The 11,117-nt window shown below is 72.1% G+C and carries 11 protein-coding genes; 7 read left to right on the top strand and 4 right to left on the bottom strand.

Features of this window, described 5'->3' with window-relative positions; genetic code table 11:
- Both K7C98_RS23575 and K7C98_RS23580 read right to left on the bottom strand, forming a co-directional pair.
- The coding region (locus K7C98_RS23575; protein ID WP_224193997.1) for a serine/threonine-protein kinase at positions 1 to 1,071 on the bottom strand (1,071 nt) is incomplete at its 3' end.
- Positions 1,072 to 1,112: 41 nt separating this feature from the next.
- Positions 1,113 to 2,261, bottom strand: a complete 1,149-nt coding sequence (locus K7C98_RS23580) for an FAD-dependent monooxygenase (protein WP_224193998.1) — start codon at positions 2,259 to 2,261, stop codon at positions 1,113 to 1,115.
- A gap of 256 nt (positions 2,262 to 2,517) precedes the next feature.
- On the opposite strand from K7C98_RS23580, the gene K7C98_RS23585 reads away from it, so the two are divergent.
- Positions 2,518 to 3,510 carry a TetR/AcrR family transcriptional regulator C-terminal domain-containing protein gene (locus K7C98_RS23585; protein WP_224193999.1) on the top strand — a complete coding sequence of 331 codons (993 nt, stop codon included), beginning with the start codon at positions 2,518 to 2,520 and terminating at the stop codon, positions 3,508 to 3,510.
- 260 nt (positions 3,511 to 3,770) lie between these two features.
- Here K7C98_RS23585 and K7C98_RS23590 read toward each other — a convergent pair whose 3' ends face one another.
- The gene (locus K7C98_RS23590) at positions 3,771 to 4,121 is read right to left on the bottom strand and encodes an MmcQ/YjbR family DNA-binding protein (RefSeq protein ID WP_224194000.1); all 351 of its coding nucleotides are present in this window, start codon (positions 4,119 to 4,121) and stop codon (positions 3,771 to 3,773) included.
- Positions 4,122 to 4,367: 246 nt separating this feature from the next.
- Between K7C98_RS23590 and K7C98_RS23595 the strand changes: the two genes are divergently transcribed.
- The 4 genes from K7C98_RS23595 to K7C98_RS23610 all read left to right on the top strand — a co-directional run bounded on the left by K7C98_RS23595 (position 4,368) and on the right by K7C98_RS23610 (position 7,933).
- A complete protein-coding gene (locus tag K7C98_RS23595) occupies positions 4,368 to 5,456 on the top strand; it encodes a ferritin-like domain-containing protein (RefSeq protein WP_224194001.1) in 1,089 nt (362 codons plus the stop codon).
- A 376-nt stretch (positions 5,457 to 5,832) separates the two neighbouring features.
- The gene (locus K7C98_RS23600; RefSeq protein ID WP_224194002.1) at positions 5,833 to 6,843 is read left to right on the top strand and encodes an alcohol dehydrogenase; all 1,011 of its coding nucleotides are present in this window, start codon (positions 5,833 to 5,835) and stop codon (positions 6,841 to 6,843) included.
- A gap of 67 nt (positions 6,844 to 6,910) precedes the next feature.
- Positions 6,911 to 7,273: a hypothetical protein gene (locus K7C98_RS23605; protein WP_224194003.1), complete on the top strand. Its 363-nt coding sequence runs from the start codon at positions 6,911 to 6,913 to the stop codon at positions 7,271 to 7,273.
- A 105-nt stretch (positions 7,274 to 7,378) separates the two neighbouring features.
- Complete coding sequence (locus K7C98_RS23610) at positions 7,379 to 7,933, top strand: cysteine hydrolase family protein (RefSeq protein WP_224194004.1); 555 nt, start codon at positions 7,379 to 7,381, stop codon at positions 7,931 to 7,933.
- A gap of 40 nt (positions 7,934 to 7,973) precedes the next feature.
- Here K7C98_RS23610 and K7C98_RS23615 read toward each other — a convergent pair whose 3' ends face one another.
- Positions 7,974 to 9,473 (bottom strand): M14 family metallopeptidase, encoded by a 1,500-nt coding sequence (locus K7C98_RS23615; protein WP_224194005.1) that lies wholly within the window; start codon positions 9,471 to 9,473, stop codon positions 7,974 to 7,976.
- A gap of 196 nt (positions 9,474 to 9,669) precedes the next feature.
- On the opposite strand from K7C98_RS23615, the gene K7C98_RS23620 reads away from it, so the two are divergent.
- The gene (locus tag K7C98_RS23620) at positions 9,670 to 10,443 is read left to right on the top strand and encodes a sigma factor (RefSeq protein WP_224194006.1); all 774 of its coding nucleotides are present in this window, start codon (positions 9,670 to 9,672) and stop codon (positions 10,441 to 10,443) included.
- On the top strand, positions 10,440 to 11,117 hold the full coding sequence (locus K7C98_RS23625) for a hypothetical protein (protein WP_224194007.1): 678 nt from the start codon (positions 10,440 to 10,442) through the stop codon (positions 11,115 to 11,117). Before K7C98_RS23620 ends, K7C98_RS23625 begins: the two co-directional genes overlap by 4 nt.

Below are 11,117 nucleotides of genomic sequence, written 5' to 3' on the forward strand. Positions count from 1 at the left end.
GGATTCGGCGGAGACGCCGAGGCCGTGCAGCGTGTGCAGCAGCTCGTCGCGCGCGCGACCTGTCGGATCGCCGACCGAGAGCTCCTCCGGGAGCAAGGTGGCCCCGCGGCTGTGATCGTCGGTCGTGTCGCCGCGGCGGGGCGCGGCGAGCACGACGCTGCACAGGTGCTGCTCGTGCTGCGCGAAGGCGGTGACCTGGCGCGTGGCGAGGGTGTCCCCGAGGACAGGTTCTCGCAGCTCGCCGAGCGCGGCCAGCTCGGCGTGGAGCGCCGCGGCGTCGGGCAGGCGCTGCGCCGGGTCCTTGGCGAGCAGGCGGTCGACGAGCCGGACCAGCGGCGCGGGCAGGCCGGGCCGCCGCTCGGCCAGCGGCGCGGGCGCCTCGAACAGGATCCGCACCAGCACCGCGGCGAGGTGCTCGGCGCCGAACGGCGAGTGGCCGGTCAGGCACTCGTAGAAGATGCACCCCAGCGAGAACAGGTCGGCGGCCGGTGTCAGGTCGCGCGCCCCTCGGGCCTGCTCCGGCGCCATGTACTCCGGCGTCCCGATCACTCGCCCGGTCGCCGTCAGGACGTGCGACGCGGACAGGCGGCGGGCGATGCCGAAGTCGAGGAGCTTGGCCCGCGCGAGCTCCCCGTCGATCAGAAACACGTTGCTCGGCTTGAGGTCGCGGTGGACGACGCCGCTCCGGTGCGCGCACGCGAGGGCGTCCGCGATCCGCCGGAGGAGCGCGACGCAGTCGGGCAGCGGCAGCCGACCCCGCACCAGCCGGCGGCCGAGGTCCTCGCCCTCCAGCCACTCCATCGCCAAAAATCGCTGACCCTCCGGCGTCCGGCCGTGATCGACGTAGCCGACGATCCCCGGGTGGCGCAGCTCCGCCAGGAGCCGGGCCTCGCGAGTGAACCGCGCCGCGTCGTCCGGCCCGGCGACGCCCGCCTGGAGCAGCTTGAGCGCGACCCATTCGCCGCTGACGCGGTCGCGCGCGCGGTACACCACGCCCATGCCGCCGCTGCCGGCCACACGGTCGATCTCGAAGCGATTGGCGAATAGCGTTCCGGCGCCGAGCTCGGGCATCTTGGACCTGTCGGGGCGCAGCCGGCCCTGGGCCCGCGAGTCTACGGCACATCGCCCGGGACGGGCGCTCCATATGCGCGCAGCGCGACGGCGGCGGCCCGCTGGACCGCCTCGGGAGCGGGCGGCCGGCGCTGCTCGACGGCCAGCAGCGCGAGCTGTTGGTTCTGCGCGACGTAGCCGCGCAGGGCCGCCTCGTAGCCGGCGAAGCCGCGCCGGTGATCGCCGCCGGCGGCCGCGAGCTCGCCGGCGAGCACGTAGGCGCCGACGAGCGCGACGCTCGAGCCCTGGCCCGACATCGGCGAGCTGCAGCACGCGGCGTCGCCGACGAGGGCGACCCGGCCCTGCGACCAGCGCTCGAGCTCGATCTGGCTCATCGAATCGAAGTAGAAGTCGGGCGCCGTGGCCATCGCCGCCAGGAGGCGGGGCGCCACCCAGCCGACCCCGGCCAGCCGCTCGGCGACGAGCTGCTGTTGCCGCGCCACGTCGCGCGGGTCGAACTCCAGCGGCGGCGACGAGAAGCCGAGCATCGCCCGCGCCTCGCGGTTGTCGCGGGCGCTGTAGATGCCGACCATCGCCTCGTCGGTGTCGTGGAACACCTGCCAGTGGTCGAGCTCGAGGAAGTTCTCGACGCTGAAGATCGCCAGCCAGGTGCCGAGGTGGCGGATGAACCGCGACTCCTCGCCGAACACCAGCCGGCGGGTCGTCGAGTGCAGCCCGTCGGCGCCGATCACGAGGTCGAAGCGGCGCGGCTCGCCCCGCGCGAAGCGGACGTCGACCCCGTCGTCGTCCTGCGCCAGCGCGGTGATCGTGTCGTCGAACACGTACTCGACGTCGTCGCGGGTCGCGTCGTACAGCAGGCGGGCGAGGTCGTCGCGCATCAGCTCGACGTCGGGGCTGTCGAGCTTGCCGCCGGTCAACGTGGCCTCGGTGGTGCGCATCAGCTCGCGGCCCTCGGCGTCGACGAACGACATGCCGCGCATCCGTGTGCTCGCGCCGCGGACCTGCGCGAGCAGGCCCATGCGCTCGACGACGTCGAGGGCCGCGCCACGGACGTCGATCGCTTGACCGCCGCCGCGGATCGCCGGCGCGCGCTCGACGACGGTCGGGTGAAAGCCGTGGCGACGCAGCCAGTAGGCCAGGGCAGGCCCAGCGATGCTCGCCCCCGAGATGAGGATCTTCGTGTGCTTCACAAGGTGCTCCGATCTTCGCTGCGCGACCGGCTCCGCGCCGATCGCGATGTACACCGTACGGAAGATGCGTGCGGCATACAATCCGCCGTGTAGCCGCACTTGTGCCGTATTTGGTAAGAATTCTGGGTGTCGGTGTCCTAGGACGTGGTTCGCCCGGCGCAGAAGTGGAAGATTCGGATTCCTGGGCTCGCATGGCGGCCGATCGGCGCTGGCCACGGCTGCAGGTGTACTAGTACAGTGGGCTCGGAGCCCCGTGATGACCCGACAGCCCGCCAAGCCCGCCCGGACGGGCGATCCCCCGTCCGTCCGCATCGTCGCCGAGCTGCGTCGACGCATCGCCGACGGCGAGCTGCGGGTCGGCGACCGACTGCCCTCGACCCGCCAGATCGCCCGCGAGTGGCAGGTCGCGATCGCCACCGCGACCAAGGTGCTGACGCAGCTGCGCCACGAGGGCCTCGTGCGCGCGCTGCCGGGGGTCGGCACCGTGGTCGCACGGACGCCGCGCCCCGCGACGAAGCCCGAGCGGCGCCCGGGCGGACGGCGGCCGAGCGCGCCCGGCGAGGACCTGCACCGCGAGCCGATCGTGCAGGCCGCGATCGAGCTCGCCGACGCCGAAGGCCTGGCCGCGCTGTCGATGCGCGGCGTCGCCGGCAAGCTCGGGGTCGCGACCATGTCGCTGTACCGCCACGTCGACAGCAAGGACGACCTGATCGCGCACATGACCGACGCCGTGTTCGGCGAGGCGCAGCTCCCGGACGCGCCGCCCGCGGGCTGGCGAGCGCGTCTGACCGTGGCCGCGCGGCTGCAGTGGTCGATCTACCGCCGCCACCCGTGGCTCGCGCAGCTGGTCTCGATCACGCGACCGCAGCCGCTGCGCAACCTCCTGGTCCACGGCGAGTGGGCGCTCGTCGCGATCGACGGCCTCGGTCTCGACGCGGCGACGATGCTCCACGTCCACGTCACTCTGTTCAGCTACGTGCGCGGCCTGGCGATCAACATCGAGTGGGAGAACGAGGCCGAGGCCGCCTCCGGCCTCACCGAGGAGGAGTGGATGGACGCCCACTCCCCCGCGCTCGGCGAGCTCGCCGCTTCGGGCGCCTTCCCCACCTTCGCCAAGGTCCTCGCCGACCTCAGTGACAACTACGACCTCGACCTCGACCTGCTGTTCGAGTTCGGCCTCGAGCCGCTGCTCGACGGCCTCGCGCCGCTGCTCGACGGCACCCGGGCGGCGACGCGACCGTCGTCGTGAGCCGGCACGCTGCCGCGCGGATGTGGACCGCCGAGGTGCAGCAGCGGGAGGAGCGCGGCGCGCCGCCCGGGACGGCGCCTGTTACGCCGCCTCGCCGCACCTCGGCGCCGCGCTCGGCTGCATGGCCTTCACCCTCGTGATCAGCTTCGCCATCGGTCACGGCATGTACCTGCCGACCCGCCGCGCCTTCCTCACCGGGCTCGCGCTCGACCGCAGCGGCGACATCTTCGAGGACCTCGGAGCGTCGCCGCCTGCCGGCATCAGCGCCGGCGGGCGCGCTTCGCCGCCGGCTTCTTCTTCGGCTCGCTCGCACGCGCGTGCGCTTCGGTCAGCGCGGCCAGCAGATCCGGCTCCGACACGACGCGCAGGTTCACCGTCGTGTAGCCCATCCGTCCCCAGCCGCCGGGCACCGGGGCGAACGCCTCCGGCTTCGCCTCGCACAGGGCCTCCTGCAGATCACGCTCGAGGAGGAGGTTGGCGGTCGCGCCGTCGGGCGGCAGCGTGGCGAAGATCCGCCGCTTGGTGCGGAAGGCGGCGCGATCCATGTGCGGCACTTCGCTCGCGCCCTCGAAGCCGAGCGCGATCTCGCGGAAGCGGGCGGTGGCGATCATGGGCCGATGTTACCCGCCACGACGGCGCGGCGCGACCGTCGTGGTGAGCGCGACCGGCGGGCCCACGTCGCCCTCCTGCTCGGCGACGACGTGTGCCCCGGGCCGGCGAGATCATCGCGTGGCCGCCGTTCGCCAGCCGCGTCTCGAGCCCCGTCACCCCCACCCGCCCGGGGCGCCGTCTCGGTCCCTGCAGGGTCGGGCGCCCTGGGCAGCGGGAAGATGACGAGCATCTGCTACAGTTCGGGGATGATCGATCCTTATCGTTTGTTCTTGTGCTCCATCCTCGTCGCTCTCGGCTCCGCCTGCACCGTCGAGGGTGAGGCCTGCATGGCGGTCGACCCGTCCGTCGAGGAGTGCCCCGCTCCCAGGGACGTCGACCGCGACAAGCTGACGGGCGCCTGCGGCTCGAAGATCGTGCGGGTCCTCGGCGAGGGCGAGCGCGTCGACAACATCTCCGACTGGGTCGAGAGCGAGGAAGACTGGGTGCCGGGCTGCTGCTATCCGGTCAAGGAGACCAAGCCCAACTGCGATTACGGCCGCCCGCTGCGGGTCGAGGGCGAGCCCGTGCTCGCGGCCACGGTGACGGACGATCGCTGGGCCGCGGCGCTGGCGGTGACGGCCTCGACGCTGCCGCAGGCGGTACGCGAGGAGCTGGTAATCCGCTGGACGCGGGCCGCGCTCGACGAGCACGCGTCCGTGGCGGCGTTCAGCCGGGTCGCGCTCGACCTGATGCGCCACGGGGCGCCGCCCGAGCTGATCGAGCAGGCCCACGCGGCGGCGCTCGACGAGGTGAGGCACGCGCGCCACGGCTTCGCCATCGCGTCGGCGATCGGCGGCGCACCGGTCGGCCCGGGCGCCTTCCCGCTCGGGGCGAGCGTGCCGCTGGCGCCGGACCTCGTGGCGGTCGCGGTCGAGGCGGCGCTCGACGGTTGCATCGGCGAGACGGTCGCGTCGCTGCTGGCGTGGGAGGCCGCGGCGGTGTGCGAGGAGCCGGCGATCCGCGAGGTGCTGCGGGGGATCGCGGAGGACGAGCAGCGCCATGCGTTGCTCGGCTGGCGCACGGTGGCCTGGGCGATCCGGCACGGCGGCGCGGCGGTGCGTACGGCCGTGGCAGAGGTGTTCGCGGCGGCCGCTCGCGAGGGCGTGGCGGTGCCGCTCCCGGGTCGACTCGACGACGCGACCGTGCTCGCCCAGGTGGGGCTGCTCGACCGCGCGACGTCGCAGCGACACGCGGCGCGGACGCTGCACCAGGTGATCCTGCCGGCAGCGCGAGACCTGCTCGCCGGCGGAGCGCGCCGCGGAGGAGCGGAGCGGGAGCAGGAGATGAGGGCCTGAACCCCTCGAGAGGTCACGGTGGTGCGGCGCATTCGCGCCACCGTGACGGCGGCGGCCCGACGGAGGGCTCGACGCGCGGCGGACCAGGCTCCCCGTCGAATGTATCGTGATCAAAAGGACACGTCGAAGTGTGCATGTCCATATAGACATGTTCATATAGACATGTTCTTACGGTCATGCACCGTGTCGCGGCCGCGAGATGCATCGGGCGTTCTCTCGGCTGCGTGCTCGCGCTAACGGCGCCCTGCCCCTGGGGGCGCCGGAGGGTCGAGGCTCAGGGTAGCCGCCGGAGGGCGTCCAGGAGGAGCTGCGGGGGCGATGACCCGCTTCGACGGGGCCCTTGCGGGAATCGGCGAGGTCGACCATCGTCGCTGGCATGTCCACGATGCGTGCCCTTCAGGTCAGCAAGCCCAACGGTCCCTTCGAGCTCGTGCAGCGGGAGATCCCGACGCCGGGACCGCGCTGGGTGCGGGTGAAGGTCGAGGCGTGCGGCGTGTGCCACAGCGACGCGTTCACGCGCAGCGGGGCATATCCGGGGATCGTGCTACCGCGGGTGCCGGGGCACGAGATCGCGGGGCGGATCGACGCGGTCGGGGCCGATGTGACGGCGTGGAAGGTCGGCGACCGGGTGGGGGTGGGCTGGCACGGCGGGCACTGCTTCGAGTGCGACTCGTGCCGGCGCGGGCTGTTCCTCAATTGTGTCAAGGCGAGGGTCACGGGCATCTCGCACGACGGCGGGTACGCGGAATACGCGGTGGTGCCCTCGGAGTCCGTGGCGCGGATCCCCGAGGAGCTGTCGGCGGTCGACGCGGGGCCGCTGCTGTGCGCGGGGGTGACGACCTACAATTCGCTGCGCAACAGCGGGGCGCGTGCGGGGGCGACGGTGGCGGTGCAGGGCATCGGCGGGCTCGGGCACCTGGCGATCCAGTACGCGGCGCGGATGGGCTTTCGGACGGTGGCGCTCTCGCGCGGGGCCGACAAGGCCGCGCTGGCGCGCGAGCTCGGCGCGCACGAGTACATCGACACGGCGGTGGTCGACGCGGCGGAGGGGCTGCAGAAGCTCGGCGGGGCCGACCTGGTGCTGGCGACGGCGCCGAGCAGCGCGGCGATGGAGGGCACCGTCGGCGGGCTCAAGCCGCGCGGCAAGCTGCTGATCGTGGCGGCGCCGTTCGAGCCGATGCAGGTGTCGGCGATGGGGCTGCTGAGCGGGAAGACGATCGCGGGCTGGCCCAGCGGCAGCGCGATCGACTCGGAGGATACGATGGCCTTCAGCGCGCTGACGAACGTGCGCCCGCGGGTCGAGACCTACAAGCTCGAGCAGGCGGAGGAGGCGTTCGCCAGCATGATGGAGGGGCGCGCCCGGTTCCGTGCGGTGCTCGTGCCGTGAGCCGGTGATCGCTACTCGGCGCGCGTGGCCATCACGTCGTGGACACCGACAGCGACGAATGGAACGAGTGGGTCGCGCTGCCCGACGGGTCGCGCGACTGGGTGTGGCGGGTGGACGCGATCACCGAGACCGCGCGGGTCACCTGTTCGTCGCGGGCTGCCGCAGCAACCAGGGCCGCTGCTACCCGCTGTTCGACCGGGTCGTGCTGCTGTGCGCACCGATCGACGTCATGCTCGCGCGGCTCGTGGCACGTACGACGAACCAGTTCGGCAAGTCGCCCGCCGAGCGCGCCAAGATCCTCGCCGACCACGCCGAGGTGCAGCCGCTGCTGCGCGCGAGCGCCGATCTGGAGATCGACACCACGGCACCGCTCGGCGCCGTCGTCGACCAACTGGAACACGCCGCCGACCTGGTTCACGCAGGACAGTGAGCGAGGGCGGCGTTGTCGGCACCGCCTACCGTCAATCCGCCGGAATTCAGCGGATGGCCTCGGTGTGATGTTGACCGCGGGGCGCCGGATGGACAAGCTCGCATCATGCGTAGCGCGCTGATCGTCGGCGACCTCCAGGCCGGGATTCTCGACAACTACCCGTTTACGCGGGCGGTGGTACCGCCGGTGACCGAATTGCTGCCGCGAGCTCGCGCGGCCGGGGTGCTGGTCGTGTTCGTACGCACCGCGTTTCGGGCCAACGGCGCGGACGTGGCGGGTGAGCCGTTCGCGGGCTTCTACCGGGCCGGTGAATTTTTCCATGAGGGTTCGCCGGGTACGGAGGTCGCGCTGGAGGTCACCGCGGATGACGTCGTCGTGCTCAAGCGGCGCACGAGCGCGTTCGCGGGGACCGACCTCGATCTGGTGCTCCGCGCGCGCGGCGTGGACTCGCTCGCGCTCACCGGCGTGGCGACCAGCGCCATGGTCGCGGCGACGCTGTACGACGCGTCGGACCGGGGCTACGGGCTGACCGTGCTCCGCGACGGGTGCGCCGACCATGACCCGGCGGTGCACGAGTTCCTCGTCGACACGGTCTTTCGCGGCAGGGGAGCGGAGATCCTCACGTGCGCGGAGTGGCCAGCGCCCTCTCGAGCCAGGTAACCGCTCACCGGGCCATCGGCGATCGAACGAGGGCTGATGATCAGCGCAGGCGCCAGGCCGGGTGTTCGTCGCCGAGGGCGGGGGCGGGCGCGAGGCCGTTCTCGACCGCGCCGTCGTCGCTCTCGGGCTCGCAGAGGTACACCGCGATCGCGCCGAGCGGCTGGTCGGTGTCGACGCGCGACCAGCCCGCGGGAGCCGGTCGCGCCTCGCTGCGCCACTCGACGCTGACCTCGCCGACGCGGGCCGCCTCGAGGATCGCGCGACCGCCCTCGGCGTCGATGGCCGCGACGCGGGCGACCTCGACGTCGTGGGTGCCGGCCGCAGGTTCGACGCGCAGTCCGTGCTGTCGCAGGTGCGCGGCGATCGGCGGCGGCACGAGGTAGGCGCGCGGGCGGTCGACGACGGCGGTGCCGACGAACCTCGCGTGGTGGGGGATCGTCACGGAGACCGGCGCGCCGTCGGGCATCCGCGGCTCGCGGGTCAGGATCTCGATCGGCTCGGCGAACCGATCGAGCCGGTAGCGCACCGCGACGCGCCCGGGCGGGCGGGCGCTGGCGGCGACGACGTCGCGGATCGCCGCGGGGTGCCGCGCGGCCCACTCGAGCGTCTCGATCTGCCACGCCGACGCCGTCGCCACGCGCTCGGCGAACGGCAAATAGCTGTAGCACTCGAGCAGCAGGTCGAGGCGATTGGTGAGACCGCGGTAATTGGAGCCGAAGCGCGGGTGGTGCGGGTAGGTCATCCAGCCGAGGCCGACGGCGGTCGAGGGGTCGACGTCGCCGCCGGCGTCGAGCACCTGCTCGTCCTCGACGAAGTTGCCGTACCACCCGCTCTCGAAGCCGCGTCGGCGGACCGCCGCGATCACGTCGGGCACCAGCCGCTCGCGCATGAAGGCGATCGGCTCGGCGCGGCCGGACTCGACGGTGTGCGGGACGTCGACGGTCATCTGGAACCGGTGCACCGAGCCGTTGGTCGCGTGGTTGTCGATCGTCAGGTCGGGCGCCCACGGGATGCACACGCGTTGCTGCAGCAGGCGCATCTCGAGCGCGGCCTGGCGCAGGTAGTCGCGGTTGAGGTTGATGCCCTCGCTCTGCGTGCGCGTGCCGACGACCGGGCCCGGCTGGCCGGCGAGCTTCTTCAGGTCGAGGCGGCGGTTGGCGGGGTCGAGGGCGTCGTTGCCGTCGGGGTTGAACAGCGGCACGACCAGCAGCACCAGCTCGGACAGCCAGTCGGGGTGCTTGCCGTCGAGCAGGTCGCGGACCAGCGCGAGGCTCGCCTCCTTGCCCTCGACCTCGCCCGGGTGGATCCCGTCGAGCATCAGCACGACCGGTCGGCCGGCGCGGCGCGCCTCCTCGGGCGTGCGCACGCCGTCGCGCGACAGCACGAGCAGCGGCAGCTCGCGTCCGCCGGGGCTCGCGCCGAACTCGGTGACGTGCAGGCGCGGGTCGTTGCGCGCCTGCAGGCCGGCGACGAATCGCATCACGTCGGCGTGCAGGGAGGTCTCGCGGTATCCGGTCGCTTCGGCGCGGGTCAGCAGCATGGCCGCCTTGTGGCACGAAAACCGCGCCGGCGTCGATCGCCGCGCGCCGCTCGAGTCCCGAGAGCCGCCCATTCTCGCCAAAGCAGGTCGCAGGCGGGGCTGGCCGGCCCCAGGCACATCCATCGACGCCTCGAAGTACCCGTCTTTGAGCCGCGCATCTGTGATTTTTTACACGAGTTAACAGGAAAGATGGGGCATGAGCCTGTCCAGATTCTCGGGGCTCGAAGCCAATAGTAATTTTTGCACGCCCTTGCTCATGGACGAGACGATCGCAACCAAGAGGGGCGCCGAGCTCCGGCCCGACGACATCGACCTCGCCTTCCATGGCTCCGACGAAGCGCGGCGGAGGCTGGCGGTCACGCTGTGGTCGGTCGTCGAGCGTGCCGTCCAGCAGACCGTGCGGCCGATTGCACGGGCTCTGGGACGAGATATCGGGCAGGAGATCGAGGAATTCGTGCAGGAGACCTGGATCCTCCTGCTCAAGGACGAGGGTCGAGTGCTGCGCATGTGGGATCCGGCCCGCGGCCGGAGCCTGAACAGCTGGGTACACCTCGTCGCCCAGCGTCACATCCTGCGCACGCTCAAGGGGCATCGCAAGAACCCGTGGGCCAACCATTCCTTGCCTCTCCACGAGATCGTCGCCCTGATCGACGACGGTCTGCCGCTGCGGCATGACCTGGTGTCCGACCTGGACCGCATCGTCGATCTCATGACACTGCTCGATGCGGTGCGAGCGGAGCTCGGTGAGGCCCGGTGGAGCATCTTCCGCCAGATCTTCATCGAACAGCGCGCCCCGGCCGAGATCGCCGCAGAGGCGCGTTTGGGGGTGAGCCAAATCTATGACTTGGCCTCGTATTTTCGCCGTCAGGTTCGCTCCATCGCGAAGTCTCTCGACAGTCCGCTGTTGTCGCCGGCGCCTCCGGCCCAACCATCGCCGCGAGACAGGGAAAAATTATGCATGAGCCCATGACCGACGATCTACTCAATGAGTTAGGGGCCGCGGCGCGGCTGGATGATCGCATCCATGCGCTCGTGACCGAGGTCGCCGTGCCGACGGCCGAGGAGCGGTGGATGACGCCAGGCGACCGGCGGGGGCGCGAGCTTCTCTTACGAAAGTTCTTCGACGCCGGGGCGAGCCGACCTCCGCCGGTTCGCCGCGCTGCGGTGCGCGGGGCTCTCCTCGTCTTTACGCCGCTGCTCGCGGCCGCGGCGGTCCTGCTCGTCTTCATGCGGCCCGACGTCTCCCACCGCCCCGCCTCGCCGCCTCCCGAGAGCGCGCAGAGCGGATCTTGGGGGTACGCATTGGCGGTCGAGGGCCACGCTGTCACGCACCGCGACAGCCGTGCCGGCGGCGTCCATGTCTTCCGATCGGGGGAGCGGGTCACGCTCCGGCTCACACCGCGAGCTCCGGTGCATCAGGCGCTCGCGCTGCGTGTCGTTGCGGCCCACGCCGATCGGCAGGTCGAGCTCGCGTGGCCATGGCTGATGGATCCGAGCGAGGGGGTCATCGAGGTCCATGGTGCCGCGGACGATCTCTCGCGCGAGGCCACCGGCGTCTGGACGCTGTCCGTCGAGCTCCGCGACGCAGCGCAGCCGCACGAGGTCCAGGAGCGACTGCTCGCGCGGGTCGAGGTCTCGTCCTGA

The organism is Nannocystis pusilla (genome assembly GCF_020073745.1).
Taxonomy (GTDB): domain Bacteria; phylum Myxococcota_A; class Polyangia; order Nannocystales; family Nannocystaceae; genus Nannocystis; species Nannocystis radixulma.